This is a genomic window from Streptomyces galbus, assembly GCF_005280195.1.
Taxonomy (GTDB): domain Bacteria; phylum Actinomycetota; class Actinomycetes; order Streptomycetales; family Streptomycetaceae; genus Streptomyces; species Streptomyces galbus.
Genome location: NZ_SZPR01000017.1, coordinates 308,770 through 330,843, shown reverse-complemented (window position 1 = coordinate 330,843; position 22,074 = coordinate 308,770). Strand labels below are relative to the sequence as shown.

Below are 22,074 nucleotides of genomic sequence, written 5' to 3'. Positions count from 1 at the left end.
GAGGAGGGGCGCTGCGGGGCGAGCTGCCCCGCCGCTCAGTTCATCAGCGCCCGCGCCGCCAGCGCCTCCGTCCGCACCCGGTCCGCCAGCCCCTCGTCCACCACCTCGACGAGCTGCGCGTACTCCTCCATCTCCTCGGCGCCCGTGACGAAGGCGCCCCGCTGCACCAGCAACTGGCCCCGCTCGTAGCGCAGCCGGGCCGGGTGCGACGGCACGAGCAGCGCCAGCTCCACCGCCCACAGCGCCACGTCCGACCGCTCGGGCCGGGCCGACGCCCAGGCCCGGATGTTGTTCAGCACCCGCAGCACCACCTCCAGCGGCGCGGCGGGCACCAGCATCGACGGCTCCAGCGGCGCTCCCGTCGCCCCGACCACCAGCACGTCCGCGTCCGCCCCGGACAGCACCCGGCCCCCGTCGAACGGGTCGGCCAGCACCTGCTCCTCCCGCGGCCCGAACCCCACCACGAAGTGGCCGGGCAGCGCGACCCCGTACACCGGGGCCCCGGCCCGCCGGGCGACCTCCAGCCACACCACCGACAGCAGGATCGGCAGCCCCCGCCGCCGCAGCAGCACCGAGTGCAGCAGCGACGACTCCAGCCGCTGGTAGTCCGCGGCGGAGCCCCGGTACCCGTACCGCTCACCGAGCAGGTCCCGCAGGGCCGCCGCCCAGGAGCGCGGATCGCCCGGCCGGAACGGCACCTCACCGGCCAGCCGGTCCAGCTCCGCCTGGGCCGCGTCCAGCCCGGCCTCGTCCAGCGTCCCGTCGGCCTGCGCGCCGATCAGCAGGCACAGCACGGACAGGTCGGGCCGCTCGGCCCGCGCCTCCTCGGCGAACCGGCGCCGCAGCTCCGCGGCACGCTCGGGCGACGGCGGCTCAGGGGAGTGCATGGCCGGGCTCCCGGTAGTGGTGGTAGGCGTGGTGCGCGGCGAAGCCCGCCCGGGCGTACAGCGCCCGCGCCCCGGCGTTGTCCGTCTCGACCTGGAGCCAGGCCGCCGAGGCGCCCTCCTGAAGGGCCCGCCCGGCCAGCGCGGCCATCACCGCCGTCGCCAGCCCCCGGCGCCGCTGCGCCGGGTCGACCTCGACCGCGGCGAACCCGGCCCACCGCCCGTCCACGACGCACCGCCCGATCGCGGCCGGGGCGGCTCCCCGGGCGTCCGGCACCGAGGCGAACCACACCGACGGCCCACCGCCCAGCACCCGCAGGGCCACCTCGCTCACCCCCTTGCGCCCGTAGCGCGACAGCCACGCCTCGTCGGCCGTCCGGGACAGCACGACACCCCCAGCCTCACCCCCGTCGGCCACCGGCGCCAGCGCCCCGGTCCACAGTTCGGCCGTCACCTCGCGCACCCAGCCGCGCCGCTCCAGCTCCGCGCACAGCAGCTCCTGGGTGCCCTCGGCGCCGGTCGCGGTCTGCACGTAGGCGGGCAGCCCGCGCGCCCCGTACCACCGCCGCACGGCGTCCAGCGCCTCGTCGAGCGGCACACCGGGGTCACCCAGCGGCAGCACCGAGTTGGCCCGCCGGGTGAAGCCCGCCCGTCGCCCGGCCACCGCCCCCCACGGACGCGCTTCGCGCGGCACCTGCTGGACCGCGGCCCGCAGCTCCCACTCGCCGAGCCGCTCGCGCTCCACGGGCGGCCAGGCGCGTGCGGAGACCCGCGCCAGCTCCTCGTAGGAGGCGGCGGGTCCGCGGCGGCGCGCCGGGGCGGCCGGGACGACCTTCCCGGCGACCAGCGAGCGCTCCGGGACGCGGACACCCTCCCCGTCCCGGCGTGTGATCACCAGCACACCGTCGTCCCATGATGTGAGAACACCGACCGTGTCGGTGAATTTCGCGTCATCGGCGCCCCCGTCGTTCAACCGCCGAACGGAGACACGTTTGCCCACGTCAGCGGCGGTGATGCGGACTTCGAGGCGTCCGGCGGCCGAGATTTCCACAGGTCGGTCCACCCCTCCTGTTCGGATCGTGCCCAGGAACGGAGATACTAGGGGCGGGCATCGACGACGCCGCGCTCCCGCGCGCCAGGCGGCGGAGCCTGTGGGAGGCCCGCCAGCGCCCTATCGAGGAGGAACGACAGCGTGACCTACGTCATCGCGCAGCCTTGTGTCGACGTGAAGGACAAGGCGTGCATCGAGGAGTGCCCGGTCGACTGCATCTACGAGGGCCAGCGGTCCTTGTACATCCACCCGGACGAATGCGTCGACTGCGGTGCCTGTGAACCGGTCTGCCCGGTCGAGGCGATCTTCTACGAGGACGACGTGCCGGAGGAGTGGAAGGACTACTACAAGGCGAACGTCGAGTTCTTCGACGACCTCGGCTCCCCGGGCGGCGCCAGCAAGCTCGGACTGATCGAGCGGGACCACCCGTTCGTCGCCGCGCTGCCGCCCCAGGCGGCCGAGTAACACCGCGTCAGCGGTCCGCATCCGGCGCCGCCTCGGTCCCGTACGGCCTGATCCCCGCGATCAGCGCCGCACGGGACCGAGGCGTTTGCCGTACCGCCGCCGTACCAGAAAGTGAGCCAGACCGTGTCCCCAGTCTCCGACCGCCCTCCCGTCGCCCGCCGCCACCCTTCTGACGAGTCGCTGCGCGACCGCCTTCCTGCCTTCCCCTGGGACAAGCTGGAGCCCTGCAAGGCGAAGGCCGCGGCGCACCCGGACGGCATCGTCGACCTCTCCGTCGGCACGCCCGTCGACCCGGTCCCCGACCTGATCCAGAAGGCGCTGATCGACGCCGCGGACTCCCCGGGCTACCCGACGGTCTGGGGCACCCCGGCGCTGCGCGACGCGATCACGGGCTGGGCGGAGCGCCGCCTGGGCGCCCGCGACGTCACCCACCGCCACGTCCTGCCGGTCGTGGGCTCCAAGGAACTCGTCGCCTGGCTCCCGACCCAGCTCGGCCTCGGCCCCGGCGACACGGTCGCCTACCCGCGGCTGGCCTACCCGACGTACGAGGTCGGCGCGCGTCTGGCCCGCGCCGGGTACGTGGCCTACGACGACCCGACGGAGCTGGACCCGGCCGGCCTGCGGCTGCTGTGGCTCAACTCCCCGTCCAACCCCACGGGCCGGGTGCTGGGCAAGGAGGAGCTGACCCGCATCGTGGCCTGGGCCCGCCGGCACGGGGTGCTGGTGGTCTCCGACGAGTGCTACATCGAGCTGGGCTGGGAGGCCGACCCGGTCTCCGTCCTGCACCCGGACGTCAACGGCGGCTCCCACGACGGCCTCGTGGCCGTCCACTCGCTCTCCAAGCGCTCGAACCTGGCCGGGTACCGCGCCGCGTTCCTGGTGGGCGACCCGGCCGTGCTCGGCCCGCTGCTGGAGATCCGCAAGCACGGCGGCATGATGACCTCGGCGCCCACCCAGGCCGCCGTCGTCGCGGCCCTGTCGGACGACACCCACGTGCACGAGCAGCGCGAGCGCTACGCCGCCCGCCGCACCGCCCTGCGCGAGGCGCTCCTCGCCCACGGCTTCCGCATCGAGCACAGCGAGGCCAGCCTCTACCTGTGGGCCACCCGGGACGAGTCCTGCTGGGCCACGGTCGACCACCTCGCGGACCTCGGCATCCTCGTGGCCCCGGGCGACTTCTACGGCCCGGCGGGCGAGCGGTTCGTCCGCGTGGCCCTGACGGCGACCGACGAGCGGGTCGCCGCCGCCACCGCCCGCCTGGCGCGGCGGTAGCACGCGCGACGGGGCCCGGGGGAGACGTCCCCCGGGCCCCGTGCGCGGCGCTCGCGCGTCAGCCGAGCGGCAGGCCCTGCACCGGCAGGGTGCCGGCGCCGGGCAGCCCGCCGTGGGTGAGGGCGTCGGTGGGCAGGCCGCCCTTGGTCGCGCCGGACGCGGTGTCGCCGAGGACCTCGCCCGCGGACCCGGCGGCCTCGCCGGCCGCCTTCTGGGCCGCCGGAGCCGCCTTCTTCACGGCCTTGCCGCCGGTCTTGCCGACGGCCGGCACCGCCTGCTTCACGGCCTTGCTGCCGGTGTCACCGGCGAGCCCGGTGACGTTCTGCGCCGCTCCGTCCACCGTGTTGCCGGCGCTCGCCGCGTCCAGCGCGGTCAGCCCGCCCAGGTTCGGCGTCGCGGGCAGGTCCGGCGCCGCGCTGGCGGAGCCGGCCGCACCGACCCCGGCGGCCGCTCCCGCAGCGACGAGCAGCGCGGCACGGGCGATCCGGCGGGTCAGGGGGAGGGACATAGTGCTCCTTCGACGGGAGAGAACGTTGAGTCGTGCGCCGTGACTACCGCTCGACTCCCCACGAAGTTGCGGACCGGCGACGTAAAGAGTTGGCAATGCGTCGCATTATCGGCTGCGGATAAAAAGGGACAAAGAGCGCCCGGTGTGAAAGTCCGCAGAACCCCTGCGGCCCTTTGTTCGCAAGGGTTTCGGGGTTTGCGGGGGCCCGGCGGGGAAAAGCCGCGCGGGAGCCCCGGGAAAGCCCCCGCCGACACCCCGGAGGGGGACGGCCCGCACGTCTGCTCGGGCCCCGGGGTGTCCCCCCCAGGGGAGACACCCCCTATTCGCCGGTGACGATCCGCACCGAGTCGGCGCCCGACCCCCGCGCCCCGCCGGTCCCGCTCGCCTCGTTGCCCCCGGTCGTGCGCCACCGGCTGTCGGTGTTCCCGGCGACCCACTCCCGCCCGGCGTACGACACCCGCTCGATGTGCAGCGCCGAGGCGTTGGCCACCGCCCAGTGGGCCAGCTGCCAGCCCCGCTCCCGGACGCCGCGCCCGTCGCCGTCGGTCTGCGCGGTCACCGGCAGGGTCACCGTCCGCCCGCCGCCGTGCGCGCGGGGGCCGTCGGCCCGCGCCGACGGCGCCGCGGACACGGCGCCGGCCGGGTCGGCCTCGGCGCCCGCCTGCCGGATCACCGCGCGCCCGAAGTCCCGTACCAGCGCGGCCCGTACCGCGTCCGGGCCGGTGGCCGTCGTGGCCCCCGGGCGGCCCGCGCAGGTCAGGCTGGCCGCCGACCGCCCGGTGAGCGCGGCGGCCAGCAGCGTGGCGTCCGGCTCGTGCTTGGCGTACGCCTCCGGGAACCCGCTGCGCTGCACGCGCTGCGCGGCGACCGTCAGGGGCAGCTCGGTGTAGTCCGGCACCTTCGCCAGGTGCGCGTAGAAGATGTCCGCCGCGTACGCCGGGTCGGTGACCTGCCGCGCGGTGCCCCAGCCCTGCGAGGGCCGCTGCTGGAACAGGCCGAGCGAATCCCGGTCGCCGTGCGCGAGGTTGCGCAGTCCCGACTCCTGCAGGGCGGTGGCCAGCGCGATGGTCACCGCGCGCTCGGGCATCTTCCGGTCGGTGCCGACGGCGGCGATCGTGGCCGCGTTCACCGCCTGCTCCGGGGTGAACTCGTACGACGCGTTCCCGCCGCTCGCAACGACTCTGCACCCGGGTGCGCCGGTACCGGCGGTGACGTACTGCACCACGAGGTACCCGGCGACGGCGAGCAGGACGACCAGGCCCGCCCCGAACCGGAGGGGGCGGCCACGACGCTGGGAGGAGGGGGACGGCGCTGGCACGCGTACAAGGTACTGGAGAGTACGGAGACGGAGGAGTCCCCGGAGGCGGGTGGGACGGCACGGCGGGCGCCCCGCGCGTTAGGGTCGGCGGCATGGCCGACACCCCGCTGGACCTCACGCTGGACGCCGCAGCCCTCACCGCGCGGCTCGTCGACTTCCCGTCGGAGAGCGGCACCGAGAAGCCGCTCGCGGACGCGATCGAGACCGCCCTGCGCGCCCTGCCGCACCTGACGGTCGACCGGTACGGCAACAACGTCGTCGCCCGCACCACGCTGGGCCGGGCGCAGCGGGTGATCCTCGCCGGCCACATCGACACCGTCCCCATCGCGGACAACGTCCCCTCGCGGCTCGACGAGGACGGCGTGCTGTGGGGCTGCGGCACCTGCGACATGAAGTCGGGCGTCGCCGTCCAGCTCCGCATCGCGGCCACCGTCCCCGCCCCCGACCGCGACCTGACCTTCGTCTTCTACGACAACGAGGAGGTCGCCGCCGAGCTGAACGGCCTGCGGCACATCGCCGAGGCCCGCCCCGAGTGGCTGGCCGGCGACTTCGCGGTGCTCCTCGAACCCTCCGACGGCCAGGTGGAGGGCGGCTGCCAGGGCACCCTGCGGGTCAAGCTGCGCACCCAGGGCGAGCGCGCCCACTCCGCACGCGGCTGGATGGGCTCCAACGCCGTCCACGCCGCCGCCCCGATCCTCGCCCGCCTCGCCTCCTACGAGCCGCGCCGGCCCGTCATCGACGGCCTGGAGTACCGCGAGGGCCTCAACGCCGTCGGCATCTCGGGCGGCGTGGCCGGCAACGTCATCCCGGACGAGTGCGTCGTCACCGTCAACTTCCGCTACGCGCCCGACCGCAGCGAGGAGGAGGCCGTCCGGCACGTGCGCGAGGTGTTCGCCGACTGCGGCGTCGCGGAGTTCACCGTCGACGACCACAGCCCCGGCGCCCTGCCCGGCCTGTCCCACCCGGCCGCGGCCGCGTTCATCGAGGCCGTCGGCGGCACCCCGCAGCCCAAGTTCGGCTGGACGGACGTCTCCCGCTTCTCCGCGCTCGGCGTCCCGGCGGTCAACTACGGCCCCGGCAACCCGCACCTGGCGCACAAGCGCGACGAACGCGTCGACACGGCGAAGATCCTCGCCGCGGAGGAGCGCCTGCGGCACTGGCTGACCGGGGCCCGGGCCCGACACGCCGAAGTCCCCCGCCCGTAACCCGCAGCGATCTACGCTGAGGCGGAACAGCCTTCCCCGCCCGCCGGCTCCACCCGAGGGCGGGGAGACCCCGAAAGCGGAGGGAGCGGACATGCCTACCGGCAATCCCGAGGGGAAGAAACAGCCGCCGGACGAGCAGCGCCTCGGACCGGTCCTCCGACGGCGGGGCCAGGTCACCGCCAGTACGACGGACCAGCGGCTGCTGGACGAGCGCGCCCCCACCGACTGGGTGCACACCGACCCCTGGCGCGTGCTGCGCATCCAGTCGGAGTTCATCGAGGGCTTCGGCACGCTCGCCGAACTCCCGCCCGCCATCAGCGTCTTCGGCTCCGCCCGGACCCCGGCCGACTCACCGGAGTACGAGGCCGGCGTCCGCCTCGGCCGGGGGCTGGTCGAGGCCGGCTGGGCCGTGATCACCGGCGGCGGCCCCGGCGCCATGGAGGCCGCCAACAAGGGCGCCTCCGAGGCCGGCGGCACCTCCGTGGGCCTCGGCATCGAGCTCCCCTTCGAGCAGGGGCTGAACCCCTACGTCGACATCGGGCTCAACTTCCGCTACTTCTTCGTGCGCAAGATGATGTTCGTCAAGTACGCGCAGGGCTTCGTGGTCCTGCCCGGCGGACTCGGCACGCTGGACGAGCTCTTCGAGGCGCTGACCCTGGTCCAGACCCAGAAGGTCACCCGCTTCCCCATCGTGCTGTTCGGCAGCGCCTACTGGGGCGGGCTGGTGGACTGGCTGAAGAACACCCTGGTCGCCCAGGGCAAGGCCTCGGACAAGGACCTGCTGCTCTTCCACGTCACGGACGACGTGGAGGAGGCGGTGGCCCTGGTCTCCAAGGAGGCGGGCCGGTAAGGGCCCGAGCGCTCGTCCCCGCCGCGGCCCGGGTCAGGCCAGGCCGCGGCGGGCCACCGCCGGTGCCCGGTGGCCGGCGATCGACGCCACCATGTCCAGCACCTGCCGCGTCTCGGCCACCTCGTGCACCCGGTACACCTGGGCGCCCAGCCACGCCGACACCGCCGTGGTCGCCAGCGTGCCGATCACCCGCTCCTCGACCGGCCGGTCCAGCGTCTCCCCGACGAAGTCCTTGTTGGACAGCGACACCAGCACCGGCCAGCCGGTCTCCACCATCTCGCCGAGCCGGCGCGTCGCCTCCAGGCTGTGCCGGGTGTTCTTCCCGAAGTCGTGCCCGGGGTCGATCAGCACGGACTCCCGCGGCACCCCGAGGGCCACCGCCCGCTCCGCCAGCCCCACGGTCACCCGCAGGATGTCGGCCATGACGTCGTCGTACGTCACCCGGTGCGGCCGGGTCCGCGGCTGCGCGCCGCCCGCGTGGGTGCACACCAGCCCCACCCCGTGGCGCGCGGCGACCTCCGCGAGCTGCGGGTCCACGCCGCCCCACGCGTCGTTCAGCAGATCCGCCCCCGCCTCGCAGACCGCCTCCCCGACCGACGCCCGCCAGGTGTCCACGCTGATCACCACGTCCGGGAACCTGCGCCGCACCTCGGCCACGAAGCCCACCGTGCGCCGTGCCTCCTCCTCGGCGGAGACCTCCTCGCCGGGGCCGGCCTTCACCCCGCCGATGTCGATGATCGCCGCGCCCTCGGCAACGGCCTGCTCCACGCGCGCGAGGGCCGGCTCGTCGTGGAACGTGGCACCCCGGTCGTAGAAGGAGTCCGGCGTCCGGTTCACGATCGCCATGATCACCGGCTCGTGGGTGCCGAATTCCCGCCTGCCCAGCCTGAGCATCCCCTGTGACCTCTCCCGGTACGTGCCTGACTTCCGCCGCCTGCGACCCTAACCGTCACACCCGCATGGCACGATCGGACCCTCAAGACTTCCGTCTTCGGACACATCGTTCGAGCAACCGAGCGTGGGGACGCACCGATGGTTATGTTCTTCTTCCTGGTCGTCGCGCTCGCCGTCGTGGTCGCCGCGGTCACACTCGCCGTGGTGGGCGGCGGCGAGGGCACCGGCCCGCTGCCGGAGAGCGCGCCGCAGCGGCTGTACGACCCGCTGCCCCCCGACCGCCCGGTCACCCGCGCGGACGTCGACGCCCTGCGCTTCCCGCTGGCCGCCCGCGGCTACCGCATGGCGGACGTCGACGACGCCCTCAACCGCCTCGCCGCGGAACTCGCCGAGCGCGACGCCCGGATCGCCGACCTGGAGTCCGCCCTGGCGGGCGCGCAGGCCCCGGCGGCCCACGCGGCGCCCGGCGTGTCCACCGAGAAGCCCGCCCCGCAGGAGGACCGGTGAGCGAGGGAGCCGCCCTGACGGGCCCGGACGGCGCGGCGCGCTGCCCGTGGGCGCTGTCGACGCCGGACTACGTCACGTACCACGACGAGGAATGGGGCCGCCCGGTCCACGGTGACGACGCCCTGTTCGAGCGGGTCAGCCTGGAGGCGTTCCAGTCCGGCCTGTCCTGGATCACGATCCTGCGCCGCCGCGCCGGGTTCCGCGCGGCCTTCGCCGACTTCAAGATCGCGGCGGTGGCCGGCTTCACCGACGAGGACCGCGCGCGGCTCCTCGCCGACCCGGGCATCATCCGCAACGGCGCCAAGATCGACGCCACGCTCGCCAACGCGCGCGTGCTCGCCGCGTGGGCGCCGGGCGAGCTGGACGAGCTGATCTGGTCCCACGCGCCCGACCCCGCCGGCCGCCCGGCCCCCAGGACCCTGGCGGACGTCCCCGCGATCACCCCGGAGTCCACGGCCCTGTCCAAGGCCCTGAAGAAGCGCGGCCTGCGCTTCGTCGGCCCCACCACGGCCTACGCCCTCATGCAGGCGTGCGGCCTGGTGGACGACCACCTGGAGACCTGCGTGGCCCGCGGGCGCCGCTGACCGCGCCCGCGGGACGGCCCCCTAGCGGCCCAGGTACTTCGGCTTCTCCTTGTTCACGAAGGCCTGGACGGCGATCGCGTGGTCCTCGGACTGCCCGGCCCGCGTCTGCAGCTCGTCCTCCTTCTCCAGCGTCTCGGACAGGGAGTGCGACAGGCCGAAGCGCACCGACTCCTTGAGCGCCGCGTACGCCACCGTCGGGCCCTCGGCCAGCCCGCGCGCGACCTTCTCGGCCTCCGCGCGCAGCTCCGCGGCCGGCACCAGCCGGTTGGCGATGCCCAGCTCGTAGGCCTCCTGCGCCGTGATCGAGCGCGGGAACAGCAGCAGGTCGGTCGCGCGTGAGGGGCCCACGACCCGCGGCAGGGTCCAGGAGACGCCCGAGTCGGCGGTCAGGGCCACCCCGGCGAACGAGGTGGTGAAGGCCGCCGTGTCCGCGACCACCCGGTAGTCCGCGGCGAGCGCGAACCCGAAGCCCGCGCCGGCGGCCACGCCGTTCACCGCCGCGACCACGGGCTTGGCCATCTCGGTCAGGGCCCGCACGATCGGGTTGTAGTGCTCGCGCACCGTGCTCATCGTCTGCCCCGACCCGCTCTCCCGGTCGGCCGCCAGCAGCCCGATGTGCTCCTTGAGGTCCTGGCCCACGCAGAACGCCCGGTCCCCGGCCGCGGTCAGCAGCACGGCCCGTACGGAGCTGTCCTCCGCGGCGGAGCGCAGCGCGTCCCGCAGGGCCACCTTGGCCGCGACGTTCAGCGCGTTCATCGCCTCGGGGCGGTTCAGGGTGATCGTCGCGAGTCCGTCGCTCACCTCGTGGAGCACGGTGTCGGCCATGGGAGTCCCTCCGTGTGGCGGCACTGACGTACCGCTCAGTACGTCGTCGTCTGAAGGACAGCATGACGGAGTTCCCGGCCGGGGGACCGGACCGGACGTGTGAGCTGCGTCAAAGAAGCCGGAGCGGTCCGGCACCGGTTCCCGAACGGCGTATCTCGGTGCCGGGCGCGCAGTATCGCAGTCACATCGCCGAATTGGGTGGTTTTGCTCGCGCGCGTTGCCCAAGCGATGCCGACCGATGTTGGTCATCGGGTCCTGAGATGCGGGATAATGGCTGGGAAGCAATGTGTTCGATGCCGGTGTCGCGGGTCCCGCTGGACTGCGCGTGCCCTTCAGGGGCCGTCGGCTTTGGCGATGAGCTGGTTTCAGGAAGGGGAACGAGCATGGCGGCCATGAAGCCGCGGACGGGCGACGGCCCGCTCGAGGTGACCAAGGAGGGGCGGGGCATCGTCATGCGCGTTCCGCTCGAAGGCGGCGGTCGGCTCGTCGTAGAGCTGACCCCGGACGAGGCCGACGCCCTCGGCGACGCCCTCAAGAAGGTCGTCGGCTGACGCGGAAGCGACCATACCCTTCCAGTCCCCCGGCATCGCAGTGCGGTGCCGGGGGACTGCTTTTCCCCGGCAGCTCAGCGCTTGACCGCGCACAGCAGCCCGTCGCCGACCGGCAGCAGCGACGGCACCAGCTCCTGGCTCTCGCGCACCGCGCGCAGCAGCTCCCGGATGCGTATGACCTCCGTGGGCTGCGGCCCCGAGTCCACCGTGCGCCCGTTCGCGAAGACGCCCTCGAACACCACGAGGCCGCCCGGACGCAGCAGGCGCAACGATTCAGCGAGGTAGTCGAGCAGCTCCAGCCGGTCGCCGTCGCAGAAGACGAGGTCGTAGCCGGCGTCGGCGAGGCGGGGCAGCACGTCCAGGGCGCGGCCCGGGATGAAGCGGGCCCGGTTGCTGGCGAAGCCCGAGGCGCGGAACGCCTGCCGGGCGAACTGCTGGTGCTCCGGCTCGGGGTCCACGGTCGTCAGCACCCCGTCCGGGCGCATCCCGTGCAGCAGGTGGATGCCGGAGACACCGGTGCCCGTACCGATCTCCGCGACGGCCTTGGCGTCCACGGAGGCGGCGAGCAGACGCAGCGCGGCGCCCGTGCCGGGCGTCACCGAGCGCAGCCCTGCCTCACGGGCCCGTTCGCGGGCCCAGCGCAGTGCGTCGTCCTCGGCGACATAGGCGTCGGCGAACGCCCAGCTCGTCTGCCGGTTGCCGGTAATGACCCTCTCCTGTCCCCGCGGTTGCCTCGGCGTGACTGTATCCGTTGGCGTCGGGAACCCGCAGATGGGACCGGGCGTTTGAAGGGGTGGGAACGACCGCGGGGGGACACAGTTGGATCACGACGAGGAGCGGGGCGGCGAGCAACTGCTGACGCAGCCGCATGAGCCGTACCAGCCCAGATCAAATTCTCGTAAAACCGCTTATCCGGTCCTAACGGGCGAGGTGGCTATGGTAGGGGCTCCGCTGGACACCACCAGAGCTGACAGGGGAGGTGCGGCCACGCCTGTGGATCGCGGGGGAGCGCTGCGGCGCCTCCTCGGATCGGCGGGCAGGCCGAGATCCGTGACCGACACCGCTGCTGACCCGAGCCACGCCGCCGGCCCCGCCGGCCCCGCCTCTGGCAGGATCCCGACCGCGACCTTCACCACCGACGCGGACGGGCAGGCCTGGACTCCGCCCACCTGGGAGGAGATCGTCAGCACGCACAGCGCCCGCGTGTACCGTCTCGCCTACCGGCTGACGGGCAACCAGCACGACGCCGAGGACCTCACCCAGGAGGTCTTCGTCCGGGTCTTCCGCTCCCTGTCGACCTACTCGCCCGGCACCTTCGAGGGCTGGCTGCACCGGATCACCACCAACCTGTTCCTGGACATGGTCCGCCGCAAGCAGCGCATCCGCTTCGACGCCCTCGGCGAGGACGCCGCCGAGCGGCTCGCCAGCAAGGAGCCGACCCCGCAGCAGGTCTTCAACGACGCGCACTTCGACGCCGACGTCCAGCAGGCCCTCGACACCCTCGCGCCCGAGTTCCGCGCGGCCGTCGTCCTGTGCGACATCGAAGGCCTGTCCTACGAGGAGATCGCCGCGACCCTCGGCGTCAAGCTCGGCACGGTCCGCTCGCGGATCCACCGGGGCCGCTCCCAGCTCCGCAAGGCCCTCGCGCACCGCTCGCCCGAGGCCCGCGCCGGGCGCCGCTCCTTCGTGCCCCGCGTGCCCGCTCTGAGGGGAGGGGGCGCGCCCGCGTGAGTGGAACACGGCCGGACCCTGCCGAGGGACACCTCGCAGAGCAGCACCTGGGAGACCGACTCTCCGCCCTGGTGGACGGAGAGCTCGGTCATGACGCGCGCGAGCGCGTACTGGCGCACGTGGCCACCTGCCCGAAGTGCAAGGCGGAGGTGGACGCGCAGCGCCGTCTGAAGGACGTCTTCGCGGCCGTCGCCCCGCCGACGCCCTCCGAGAGCTTCCTGGCCCGCCTCCAGGGCCTCCCCGCGGGGGGTGACCCGGACGACGGCGCCACCCCGCTCGGCGGGGCGGGGTTCGGCGCCCGCCTCCCCGACGCCGCCCCCGCACCGGCCCTCGGCGCCTTCGGGGTGCGACGGGGCCAGCCCTTCGAGTTCGCCTACGCCCCGGCGCGCGCCCACGGCTCCGGGCCGGCCCCCGACCCCGCCGAGCGCGGCTTCCGCATCCACCCCGTGGCCCGCGGCGAGGCCGAGCGCTCCCGGGGGATGCGGATCGCCTTCGTGGCCGCCGGAGCGGTCTCGCTGGCCGCGATCGCCCTGGGCGGCATGACCGGCGGCAGCCCCTTCGACACGGCCGCGGACGCCCGCGGCGGCTCCGGCAGCGGCAGCAACGTCACACCGGCCCGCACCGCCGCGTCCGGCACCGCCACGGCGCCCGAGGGCCAGCGCCGCCGCAGCGCGGTCCCGCTGTCCGCCCAGAGCGGCCAGAGCCTGCTCGGCGACACCCCGGTCGCCCCGACCGAGGTGTCCGCACCGCTCCTCCCGGGTGTGCCGGCCCCGTCGACGCCCCGGCAGCGGTTCACCACGCCCGTGGTGGCCGGCGCGGCGGCCATGTCGCCGCTGATACGCCCGCTGGGCGTGGCCGCACCCGTCACACCGGCGTCCTGGACGCCCGCCCCGCGGCCGACGTGGTCGGACCTGGTCGCCGCGGCCGTCGGCCCCGGTGTGCCGTCCCCGGCGCCCGCGCCGTCGTCCGCGCTGACCGTGCCCCCCGGCGCGACGCCGCCCGCCTCCGCGCGGACCGCGCGCTGATCCCGCGGACCTGATGTAATCCACGGTGGACCGCGCCCACGCCGTTCCGGCCGGGCGCGGAGTCGGCTGTCGACGAGCCGCGGCCACCGCCGAGGAGCGCTGCCGTGGCCGGCTGCGGGGAGAGCATGGACGAGGGCGAGCGGCGCAACGGACCCGAGCCGGGGGAGAGCGGCGAGCCGGTCGGGGGTGAGCGGGCGGAGGGCACCGGGACCCGGGACGTCCGCGCGCGTGACACCGGCGGCGCGGACGCCGGGGACTTCGAACTGGCACGGCCCGCGGAGGGCGGCGGGAGCGCTGCCGGCGGAGCCGCTGCCGGGGCGGACGGGGACTTCGCGCTCCCCGAGCCGCAGCCCCGGCCGGAGCACCGCACCGACCCGCAGTCCGACGCCGAGCAGTCCAGGTCCCTGCACGATCCCGAGCGGCCCAAGCCCCTCCACGATCCCGACGCCTACAGCACCCCGCCGTACGGCAGGCCGGGGCCCTGGGCGCCCGCGCCGCCGGTCCAGCACCCGGCGGCCGCCGCCGTGGTCCCCGACGCGGGCGACACCGCCGTACCGGTACCCGGGTCCGCTGTTCCGGCCGAGCCGCCCGCAGTACCCGGGCCCGCCTCCGCCGCCGAGCCTCCTGTGGCCCCGGCCGCCCCGCCCGAGCCTGCCGCAGCGCCCGACCTCACCGCCCCGCCCGAGCCTGCCGTAGCCCCCGACCCCGCCTCACCGGCCGCCCTCGACCCCGCCGCCCCTCCCGCGCCCCCCGCCGACCCCTGGCACCGCTACGACCCCTGGGCCAAGGGGGCCGCCGGGCCTCTTCAGCAGGCCGGGGCCGGGGTGGTCGGTGACGTGCAGCGGCGCAGGCGGGTGCGGCGGGGGCTGGCCGGCGGCGCGCTGCTGATCGCGCTGGTCTCCGGGCTCGCCGGCGGCGTCGTCGGGGCCCAGCTCGAGCGCAACGGCGGCATCGGCGCGGTCGAGCTGCCGCAGCCCAGCGCCGCGCCCAGCGGACGCGCGCCCGACAGCGTCGCGGGGATCGCCGCGCGGGCCCTGCCCAGCGTGGTGACCCTGCACGTCACCGGCAGCGAGGAGTCCGGCACCGGCACCGGCTTCGTGCTCGACACCCAGGGCCACATCCTCACCAACAACCACGTCGTCCAGCCCGCCGGGGGTGACGGCGCCATAACGGTGGTCTTCAACGGCGGGCAGACCGCCACGGCGGAGATCGTCGGCCGGGACAGCGGCTACGACCTCGCCGTCGTCCGGGTCACCGGCGTCAAGGGCCTCACCCCCCTGCCGCTGGGCAACTCCGACGACGTCCAGGTCGGCGATCCCGTCGTCGCCATCGGCGCCCCCTTCGACCTGGAGGGCACGGTCACCGCAGGCATCATCAGCGCCAAGGAGCGGCCCATCACCGCCGGCGGCGACGGCGGCGACGCGAGCGACGTGTCGTACGTGGACGCCCTGCAGACCGACGCGCCCATCAACCCCGGCAACTCCGGCGGCCCCCTGCTGGACCGCCGGGGCCGCGTCGTCGGCATCAACTCCGCCATCCGGTCGGCCGGGGCCGGCACCGGCGCGGACAGCGGCCAGGCGGGGTCGATCGGGCTGGGCTTCGCCATCCCCGTGAACCAGGGCAAGCGCGTCGCCGAGGAGCTGATCAACACCGGCCGGGCGACCCACCCGGTCATCGGCATCACCCTCGACATGGGCTGGTCCGGCGACGGCGCCCGCGTCGGCACCGCCGCCGACGGCGACGCCTCCCCGGTCACCCCGGGCGGCCCCGGCGCCCGGGCCGGTCTGCGCGCCGGTGACGTGATCACCGAGGTCGACGGCCAGCGCGTCCACTCGGGTGAGGAACTGATCGTCAGGACCCGCGCCCACCGCCCCGGCGACCGCCTCCGGCTCACCGTCGAGCGCGACGGGCAGGAACAGACCCTCTCGCTGGTCCTGGGCTCCTCGAAGTGACACGGACCTCACCGGCCGGATGTCGGGACGCGGCCCCCTGGGCGAACAACGCGGAAAACCGGCCGGACCGGCGCACGCGGAGCCCACGGGGCAGTACCGGTCGGACAGGTGCGACAGGTACCGTGGACCCGGCCCGGACCCACGGACGACCCGCAGCACACCCCGAGGGCCGAGGACCGCGGACTTCGCAAGGAGCTTCAGGTGTTCAATGACATAGGACCGCTCGAGCTGGTGACGATCGTCGTCCTGGCCGTGCTCGTCTTCGGTCCGGACAAGCTCCCCAAGGTCATCCAGGACGTGATGCGCACGATCCGGAAGATCCGTGAGTTCTCCGAGAGCGCCAAGCAGGACATCCGGCAGGAACTCGGCCCGGAGTTCAAGGACTTCGAGTTCGAGGACCTCAACCCCAAGACGTTCCTGCGCAAGCAGCTCGAGAACGAGGACCTGGGGCTCAAGGAGATCCGCAACGGCTTCGACCTGAAGAAGGAGATGGCCGAGGTCACGGACGCCGTCCACAGCCGGGACAACGACCCGGGCCCCGCCGGTGGCCGCATCGACATGACGAAGAAGCCCGAGGACCCGGGCCGTGACGAGCGTCCGGCGTTCGACCCCGACGCCACCTGACGCGCCCGCCCCGCCCGCGCACCTTCTCGCGTACGCCCCCTCCCGGACGCCGGGTCAGGGGGCGTACGTGACGCGTTTCATACGCCCCGGACCCTTCGCACGGCCCACAGCGGGCATCCGGAAGGCCCCACGCGCCGGGCGCTTTCCCGGCTGTCCGGGGCGAGGTGGATATGCTGCCGAGTTGTTGTGCGGACCGTACTTCAAGGAGTAGAGCCGCCCGAAGGGGGGCGGGCCGGACCGGTCCGCCCGGAGCAAGGAGGCGTCGGGGCACATGGAGACGACGAGTCGGGCAGTCGCACAGGCGCCGGCCGCGGAGGGCGCACAGCACGTCCCCTCCGCCCGGCGCACCGTCGACGGCTACCTCGAGGCGCCCTTCCCCTGGTACGGCCTCGACGAGGCCTTCACGGGGCCGCGCTGGCTGATGCAGGTGGGGACGGCCGCCGACGGCGCCGTCGAGCACGGGTCCGTCGGACACGGCGACGAGCCCTCGGTGCGCCACGAGACGGCGGGGGAGGACCGGGGGAAGTTCGCGGTCGTCGTGACCGTCGCGGCGAACCCGTCGCGGCGCAGCGCGGACGGTACGGGGCTGCTGGAGGCCACCACCGTGTCGTCGGCGGCCTGGCTGGCGGGCGTGGGGCTGCTGTCCTACACCTGGCCGGGCCAGATGGACCACAGCCTGCGGGACGACTGGCTGGACCAGCAGACGGAGACGGCGTGGGAGCTGGCCGACGACCTCGGCGGGCCGGAGTGGTCCACGCTCTCGCTGCCGGTGGACGGGGTGCCGACGCCGTTCCACTACCGCGAGTCCGAGTTCGGCTGGGTGCTCGCCGGCTCCACGCAGGAGGGCGTGCACGTGGGCGCGTACGGGCGGGGCATGAGCGCGTACGGCCTCGGCTTCGCGATCATCAAGGACATCACGGCGTACGCCTGAGAGCCGGGCAGCGCGCGACGAAGGGGCGCCGGTCGATCCCGGCGCCCCTTCGTCCGCCGCGGGCTAGAACTTGTTCTTCGGGGTGATCCCCAACGACAGGCCCGACAGGCCCCGTTGCCGGCCGCCCAGCTTCCCGGCGATGCCGCGCAGGGCCGAGCCCGCCGGGCTGTCGGGGTCGGTCAGGACGACCGGCTTGCCCTCGTCGCCGCCCTCGCGCAGGCGGACGTCGATGGGGATGTTGCCGAGGACCGGGACCGTGGCGCCCGTGGTACGGGTGAGGCCGTCGGCGACGAGCTGGCCGCCGCCGGTGCCGAAGACGTCGACCATCTCGCCGCAGTGCGGACAGGGCAGGCCGGACATGTTCTCGACCACGCCGACGATCTTCTGGTGGGTCTGCACGGCGATGGAACCGGCCCGCTCGGCCACCTCGGCCGCCGCCTGCTGGGGCGTCGTCACGACCAGGATCTCGGCGTTCGGGACGAGCTGCGCCACGGAGATCGCGATGTCGCCGGTGCCGGGCGGCAGGTCGAGCAGCAGCACGTCCAGGTCGCCCCAGTACACGTCCGCCAGGAACTGCTGGAGCGCGCGGTGCAGCATCGGGCCGCGCCAGACGACCGGCGCGTTGCCCGGGGTGAACATGCCGATCGAGATGACCTTCACGCCGTGCGCCGACGGCGGCATGATCATGTTCTCGACCTGGGTCGGGCGGCCGTCGGCGCCCAGCATGCGCGGCACCGAGTGGCCGTAGATGTCGGCGTCGACGACGCCCACCTTCAGGCCGTCGGCCGCCATGGCCGCCGCGAGGTTCACCGTGACCGAGGACTTGCCGACGCCGCCCTTGCCGGAGGCGACGGCGTAGACGCGGGTCAGGCTGCCGGGCTTGGCGAAGGGCACCTCGCGCTCCGCCTGGCCGCCGCGCAGGGCCGTCGCCAGCTCCTTGCGCTGCTCGTCGCTCATCACGTCGAGCGTGACGTCGACACGGGTGACCCCCTCGACGCGGGAGACCGCCTCGGTGACGCGCCGGGTGATCGTGTCGCGCATGGGGCAGCCGGAGACCGTCAGGTACACGGTGACCGCGACCGCCCCGTCCGCGCCGATCTCCACCGATTTGACCATCCCGAGCTCGGTGATGGGGCGGTTGATCTCGGGGTCGTTCACCGTCGCCAGTGCTTCGCGCACCGCGTCTTCGCTAGCCATAGGGACGATGGTACGGCGACCGGAGGGGCCTTAGGGATGCCCCTCAGCGGTCGTCTGCGTCACGTACGGCCGACCGTTCTGCCGGGAATACGGCAGGTCCGTGGCCGTCGCGCCGCTCCTCCAGTTCCTTCAGCAGGTCCTGCAGTTCCGAGCGCATCCAGTCCCGCGTGGCCACCTCGCCCAGGCCGATGCGCAGGGCGGCGATCTCACGGGTCAGGTACTCGGTGTCCGCGATGGACCGCTCGTTCTGCTTGCGGTCCTGTTCGAGGTTGACCCGGTCGCGGTCGTCCTGCCGGTTCTGCGCGAGCAGGATCAGCGGCGCCGCGTAGGACGCCTGCAGGGACAGCATCAGCGTCAGGAAGATGAACGGGTACTGGTCGAAGCGCAGGGAGTGCGGCGCGAACACGTTCCACACGACCCACAGGATGATCACGACCGTCATCCAGACGATGAACCGTCCCGTGCCCAGGAAGCGCGCGATGCGCTCCGAGAGCCGCCCGAACGCCTCCGGGTCCCACTCGGGCAGCAGCCGCCGCCGCGGCGGGCGCGGCTGGTCCAGCCGGGCGCGCGGACGGGTGGTGGCCGTCGCCCCGGACGGCGCACGCTCGCGGCCGCCGGACGCCGTCGCGCGCCCCTCACGGACGCCCTCACGCTCAGGCACCACGCGGACCACCCCCCTCGCCGCGCCCGTCGGCGCCCTCCGCGCCGACCCGGTCGTCGTCCGCGGTGACCGTCGCGTCCCCGGGGTCCGGGGTGCCCCCGGGGTCCGCGGGGTCCTCTTCCAGATGGAACTCCGTCTCCCGCCAGTCCTCCGGCAGCATGTGGTCCAGCACGTCGTCCACCGTCACCGCGCCCAGCAGCGAGCCCGCCTCGTCGACGACGGGCGCCGCGACCATGTCGTACGTCGCGAAGAACCCGGCGACGACGGGCAGCGCCGCGTCCGGGTCCAGCGGCTGGAGGTCGTCGTCGATGATCGAGCCGACCAGGGTGTACGGCGGGTCGCGCAGCAGCCGCTGGAAGTGCACGGTGCCCAGGTACTTGCCGGTCGGCGTCTCGTCGGGCGGCCGGCACACGTAGACCTGGGCGGCGAGCGCCGGGGACAGGTCGCGGTTGCGCACCCGGGCCAGGGCGTCGGCGACGGTGGCGTCCGGGCGCAGCACGATCGGCTCGGTCGTCATCAGACCGCCGGCCGTGTGCTCCTCGTACGACATCAGCCGCCGCATGTCGGCCGCGTCGTCGGGCTGCATCAGGCTCAGCAGCCGCTCCTTGTCGGCCTCCGGGAGCTCGGCGAGCAGGTCGGCCGCGTCGTCCGGGTCCATGGCCTCCAGGACGTCCGCCGCGCGCTCCTCCTTCAGCTTGCCGAGGATCTCGATCTGGTCGTCCTCCGGCAGCTCCTCCAGGACGTCGGCCAGCCGGTCGTCGTCGAGGGCCGCGGCGACCTCGGCGCGCCGCTTCGGGGACAGGTGGTGCAGGACGTTGGCCAGGTCGGCGGGGCGCAGCTGCTCGAAGGTGGCGAGCAGGTTCTCCGCGCCCTGTCCCTGTTCGTCCACGGAGAAGCCGGTGACGGCCGACCACTCCACGGTCAGCGTCTCGCCCTTGGCGCGGCGGAAGGCGCCGCCCTTCCTGCCCTTGCGCACGAAGACCCGGTCGATCTCCCAGTCCCGGCGGGCGGGCAGCTGCTGCACCGACAGGTCGAGCACGGTGACCTCCTCGCCGCTGTCGGCGAGGGTGACGCGCCGGTCCAGCAGCTCGCCGAAGACCAGCCGTTCCGTGGGGCGTTGCTCGAAGCGGCGGACGTTGAGCACGCCGGTGGTGATGACCTGGCCGGACTCGATGCCGGTCACCCGGGTCATGGGCAGGAAGATCCGGCGGCGCGTGGCCAGTTCGACCACCAGTCCGAGCACCCGCGGCGGCCGGCGGCCGACGCGCAGCATGACGACCAGGTCGCGCACCCGTCCCACCTGGTCGCCGGTGGGGTCGAAGACGGCGACACCGGAGAGGTGCGAGACGAAGATCCGGGGGGCGCCGGCTGCCATGACTGTGCTTCCTTCGCTTGCCGGGGTGTGGGGACGGGACGGGGGGCGGTGGGGGATCAGGGGCCGGGTGCGGGAGGGGACGAGGGGGCGGGTGCGGACGAGGGGGCCGTTATCCCAATTGCCCGTTCGTGCGGGCTTCAGGCTAGCCCGTCCCGATCGGATACGCCCTGGTGAGGGGTCCGGACGGACCGGCTCCGCCGAGGCCCCGCGACCCCGGTACGCTGCCGTACGCCGCTGAGGAGATCCCCATGGAAAGGCAGCTGCGTCTGTGACTGCGATGCGCCACGGCCGTACCCGTCGGACCGCGCTGATGGGCGCCGTGTGCGTCCTGGTCGCGGCAGGACCGCTGGTGACGGGGTGCAGCGAGGACCCGGACGCGGGCACCAACGGGGTGGGCAAGCTGCCGGCCGAGCGGATCCAGGCCAGGACCAAGGCGGCCGCCGACGCGGCACAAGCGGTGCGGCTGGCGGGGACGGTGGTCACCAGCGGGCGCACGTACCGGCTCGACATGCGCCTGAAGTCCGGCGGCGGCACCGGCTCGGTCACCTCCCAGGGGGCCACCTTCCAGCTCCTGCGGATCGGCGAAGAGCTGTACCTGAAGGCCGACGCGGGCTTCTGGAAGCACGAGGACGGCAAGGGCGACGACCAGGGCACCGACGCGGCCGCCGCGGACAAGCTCGACGGCAAGTACGTGAAGGTGCCCACGGGTGACCCCTCGTACAAGAAGTTCAGCGGGTTCACGGACAAGGACGTCCTCCTCGACGGTCTGCTCACCTTGCACGGCACGCTCGCGACGGACGGCCACCACGAGCAGGGCGGCGTGCGCACCATCCGCATCACCGGCGACAAGGGCTCCGGCGGCACCCTGGACGTCTCCCTGGAGGGCCGCCCGTACCCGCTGCGCCTGGTGCGCGCGGGCGGCGCGGGCACGCTGACGTTCTCGGCCTGGGGCGAGGACTTCGCGCTGGCGGAGCCGGCGAAGGGCGAGACGGTGGACTACGGCCACCAACTGCCGACGTCCTGACCGGCCCTGGGCCTGGGCGCCGCCGCTCCGGCCGCCGTACGGCCCCGGGTCCGGGTGCCGTCGGTCCGGCCGCCGTCCGGGTCCGGGTCCGCCGGTCGGGCCGCCGTGCGGTCCTGCGTCCTACGTCCGCTTCCTGCGGCGCGCCAGCAGCCGCGGCAGGCCCGCCGGGACCGGCCGGCGGGTCGTCGCCGGGGTGGGCACCGGGACGGCGGCCAGGCTGCCCTCGGGCAGCGGCAGCGTGGTGCCCGTCGGCTCCAGGCGCAGGACGCGGCACTCCCTGGCCCAGCGCCCGGTCATCGCCTCGCCGTCGGGCGCGTTGAGCCGCTTGCCCCTGAGCTCGGCGACCGCCGCGTCCCACGCGTCGCCGCCGGGTGCGAGCTGGACGACCCGCGCGGTCCAGGAGACCAGCCGGCCGCCCTTGTCCTTGCTGCGCACGGTCACCTCGGCCCGTCCGCCGTCGGCCAGCCCGGACAGCGGCTGCTCGCCGGGCCCGTCACCGACCAGGCACGCGGCACCCTCGTGCCACACGTGCCACAGCGCACGCGCGGCCGCCGCGCCCTCCGGCCGGACCCAGACGAGCCCGGACTTCTTGGTGGCCTCCTCGACGAGGGCCTGGTCGAGCAGCTCGTTGGTCATGGCC

Annotated in this window: 24 protein-coding genes; 13 read left to right on the top strand and 11 right to left on the bottom strand. The window is 74.4% G+C overall.

The window, feature by feature from the left end; genetic code table 11:
• Positions 1 to 35: 35 nt before the first annotated feature.
• Entirely contained in the window at positions 36 to 887 is an 852-nt protein-coding gene (locus E4U92_RS20995; RefSeq protein ID WP_137301972.1) for a transglutaminase-like and tetratricopeptide repeat-containing protein, read from the bottom strand.
• Positions 874 to 1,935: a GNAT family N-acetyltransferase gene (locus E4U92_RS20990; RefSeq protein ID WP_137301971.1), complete on the bottom strand. Its 1,062-nt coding sequence runs from the start codon at positions 1,933 to 1,935 to the stop codon at positions 874 to 876. The genes E4U92_RS20995 and E4U92_RS20990 overlap by 14 nt, the downstream gene beginning before the upstream one ends.
• A gap of 141 nt (positions 1,936 to 2,076) precedes the next feature.
• On the opposite strand from E4U92_RS20990, the gene fdxA reads away from it, so the two are divergent.
• Together fdxA and E4U92_RS20980 are read left to right on the top strand one after the other, a co-directional pair.
• The gene (fdxA, locus tag E4U92_RS20985) at positions 2,077 to 2,400 is read left to right on the top strand and encodes a ferredoxin (RefSeq protein ID WP_137301970.1); all 324 of its coding nucleotides are present in this window, start codon (positions 2,077 to 2,079) and stop codon (positions 2,398 to 2,400) included.
• Positions 2,401 to 2,523: 123 nt separating this feature from the next.
• Positions 2,524 to 3,672, top strand: a complete 1,149-nt coding sequence (locus tag E4U92_RS20980; protein ID WP_137301969.1) for a bifunctional succinyldiaminopimelate transaminase/glutamate-prephenate aminotransferase — start codon at positions 2,524 to 2,526, stop codon at positions 3,670 to 3,672.
• A gap of 58 nt (positions 3,673 to 3,730) precedes the next feature.
• On the opposite strand, the gene E4U92_RS20975 is transcribed toward E4U92_RS20980, so the two are convergent.
• Together E4U92_RS20975 and E4U92_RS20970 are read right to left on the bottom strand one after the other, a co-directional pair.
• Complete coding sequence (locus tag E4U92_RS20975) at positions 3,731 to 4,180, bottom strand: ATP-binding protein (RefSeq protein ID WP_137301968.1); 450 nt, start codon at positions 4,178 to 4,180, stop codon at positions 3,731 to 3,733.
• Between the two features lie 319 nt (positions 4,181 to 4,499).
• Positions 4,500 to 5,498, bottom strand: a complete 999-nt coding sequence (locus E4U92_RS20970) for a VldE C-terminal domain-containing protein (protein WP_174863956.1) — start codon at positions 5,496 to 5,498, stop codon at positions 4,500 to 4,502.
• A 92-nt stretch (positions 5,499 to 5,590) separates the two neighbouring features.
• Here E4U92_RS20970 and dapE point away from each other — a divergent pair, with 92 nt between their 5' ends.
• Together dapE and E4U92_RS20960 are read left to right on the top strand one after the other, a co-directional pair.
• Positions 5,591 to 6,703 carry a succinyl-diaminopimelate desuccinylase gene (dapE, locus tag E4U92_RS20965; protein ID WP_137301967.1) on the top strand — a complete coding sequence of 371 codons (1,113 nt, stop codon included), beginning with the start codon at positions 5,591 to 5,593 and terminating at the stop codon, positions 6,701 to 6,703.
• A gap of 91 nt (positions 6,704 to 6,794) precedes the next feature.
• A complete protein-coding gene (locus tag E4U92_RS20960) occupies positions 6,795 to 7,553 on the top strand; it encodes an LOG family protein (RefSeq protein ID WP_137301966.1) in 759 nt (252 codons plus the stop codon).
• 33 nt (positions 7,554 to 7,586) lie between these two features.
• Here E4U92_RS20960 and folP read toward each other — a convergent pair whose 3' ends face one another.
• Positions 7,587 to 8,447 (bottom strand): dihydropteroate synthase, encoded by an 861-nt coding sequence (folP, locus tag E4U92_RS20955; RefSeq protein ID WP_137301965.1) that lies wholly within the window; start codon positions 8,445 to 8,447, stop codon positions 7,587 to 7,589.
• 144 nt (positions 8,448 to 8,591) lie between these two features.
• Between folP and E4U92_RS20950 the strand changes: the two genes are divergently transcribed.
• Both E4U92_RS20950 and E4U92_RS20945 read left to right on the top strand, forming a co-directional pair.
• A complete protein-coding gene (locus E4U92_RS20950) occupies positions 8,592 to 8,954 on the top strand; it encodes a DivIVA domain-containing protein (RefSeq protein ID WP_174863964.1) in 363 nt (120 codons plus the stop codon).
• The gene (locus E4U92_RS20945; protein WP_137301963.1) at positions 8,951 to 9,538 is read left to right on the top strand and encodes a DNA-3-methyladenine glycosylase I; all 588 of its coding nucleotides are present in this window, start codon (positions 8,951 to 8,953) and stop codon (positions 9,536 to 9,538) included. The genes E4U92_RS20950 and E4U92_RS20945 overlap by 4 nt, the downstream gene beginning before the upstream one ends.
• 21 nt (positions 9,539 to 9,559) lie before the next feature.
• Here the strand turns inward: E4U92_RS20945 and chcB are convergent, their stop codons facing one another.
• On the bottom strand, positions 9,560 to 10,363 hold the full coding sequence (gene chcB, locus E4U92_RS20940; protein WP_137301962.1) for a 2-cyclohexenylcarbonyl CoA isomerase: 804 nt from the start codon (positions 10,361 to 10,363) through the stop codon (positions 9,560 to 9,562).
• 383 nt (positions 10,364 to 10,746) lie between these two features.
• Here chcB and E4U92_RS20935 point away from each other — a divergent pair, with 383 nt between their 5' ends.
• The gene (locus E4U92_RS20935) at positions 10,747 to 10,914 is read left to right on the top strand and encodes a DUF3117 domain-containing protein (protein WP_003966491.1); all 168 of its coding nucleotides are present in this window, start codon (positions 10,747 to 10,749) and stop codon (positions 10,912 to 10,914) included.
• 74 nt (positions 10,915 to 10,988) lie between these two features.
• Here the strand turns inward: E4U92_RS20935 and E4U92_RS20930 are convergent, their stop codons facing one another.
• Positions 10,989 to 11,687 (bottom strand): O-methyltransferase, encoded by a 699-nt coding sequence (locus E4U92_RS20930; RefSeq protein ID WP_137301961.1) that lies wholly within the window; start codon positions 11,685 to 11,687, stop codon positions 10,989 to 10,991.
• A gap of 163 nt (positions 11,688 to 11,850) precedes the next feature.
• Between E4U92_RS20930 and sigE the strand changes: the two genes are divergently transcribed.
• The 5 genes from sigE (at position 11,851) to E4U92_RS20905 (ending at position 17,177) form a co-directional block, all read left to right on the top strand.
• Positions 11,851 to 12,645 (top strand): RNA polymerase sigma factor SigE, encoded by a 795-nt coding sequence (sigE, locus tag E4U92_RS20925; protein WP_174863954.1) that lies wholly within the window; start codon positions 11,851 to 11,853, stop codon positions 12,643 to 12,645.
• Entirely contained in the window at positions 12,642 to 13,670 is a 1,029-nt protein-coding gene (locus E4U92_RS20920) for an anti-sigma factor family protein (RefSeq protein WP_137301960.1), read from the top strand. Before sigE ends, E4U92_RS20920 begins: the two co-directional genes overlap by 4 nt.
• Positions 13,671 to 13,795: 125 nt before the next feature.
• Entirely contained in the window at positions 13,796 to 15,622 is a 1,827-nt protein-coding gene (locus E4U92_RS20915; RefSeq protein WP_137302019.1) for a S1C family serine protease, read from the top strand.
• 201 nt (positions 15,623 to 15,823) lie between these two features.
• On the top strand, positions 15,824 to 16,246 hold the full coding sequence (locus tag E4U92_RS20910) for a sec-independent translocase (RefSeq protein ID WP_137301959.1): 423 nt from the start codon (positions 15,824 to 15,826) through the stop codon (positions 16,244 to 16,246).
• A gap of 271 nt (positions 16,247 to 16,517) precedes the next feature.
• Positions 16,518 to 17,177: a hypothetical protein gene (locus E4U92_RS20905; RefSeq protein ID WP_137301958.1), complete on the top strand. Its 660-nt coding sequence runs from the start codon at positions 16,518 to 16,520 to the stop codon at positions 17,175 to 17,177.
• A 63-nt stretch (positions 17,178 to 17,240) separates the two neighbouring features.
• Here the strand turns inward: E4U92_RS20905 and E4U92_RS20900 are convergent, their stop codons facing one another.
• Genes E4U92_RS20900 through E4U92_RS20890 form a run of 3 tightly spaced genes read right to left on the bottom strand, consistent with a single transcriptional unit; the run spans position 17,241 to position 20,410 of the window.
• Positions 17,241 to 18,374: an Mrp/NBP35 family ATP-binding protein gene (locus tag E4U92_RS20900; protein ID WP_137301957.1), complete on the bottom strand. Its 1,134-nt coding sequence runs from the start codon at positions 18,372 to 18,374 to the stop codon at positions 17,241 to 17,243.
• Positions 18,375 to 18,417: 43 nt separating this feature from the next.
• Complete coding sequence (locus E4U92_RS20895; RefSeq protein ID WP_373311560.1) at positions 18,418 to 19,038, bottom strand: DUF1003 domain-containing protein; 621 nt, start codon at positions 19,036 to 19,038, stop codon at positions 18,418 to 18,420.
• On the bottom strand, positions 19,028 to 20,410 hold the full coding sequence (locus E4U92_RS20890) for a magnesium transporter MgtE N-terminal domain-containing protein (RefSeq protein ID WP_137301956.1): 1,383 nt from the start codon (positions 20,408 to 20,410) through the stop codon (positions 19,028 to 19,030). Before E4U92_RS20890 ends, E4U92_RS20895 begins: the two co-directional genes overlap by 11 nt.
• Positions 20,411 to 20,678: 268 nt before the next feature.
• On the opposite strand from E4U92_RS20890, the gene E4U92_RS20880 reads away from it, so the two are divergent.
• Complete coding sequence (locus E4U92_RS20880) at positions 20,679 to 21,434, top strand: hypothetical protein (RefSeq protein ID WP_373311562.1); 756 nt, start codon at positions 20,679 to 20,681, stop codon at positions 21,432 to 21,434.
• A 120-nt stretch (positions 21,435 to 21,554) separates the two neighbouring features.
• On the opposite strand, the gene E4U92_RS20875 is transcribed toward E4U92_RS20880, so the two are convergent.
• Positions 21,555 to 22,070 carry a hypothetical protein gene (locus E4U92_RS20875; protein WP_137301955.1) on the bottom strand — a complete coding sequence of 172 codons (516 nt, stop codon included), beginning with the start codon at positions 22,068 to 22,070 and terminating at the stop codon, positions 21,555 to 21,557.
• Positions 22,071 to 22,074 lie beyond the last annotated feature (4 nt).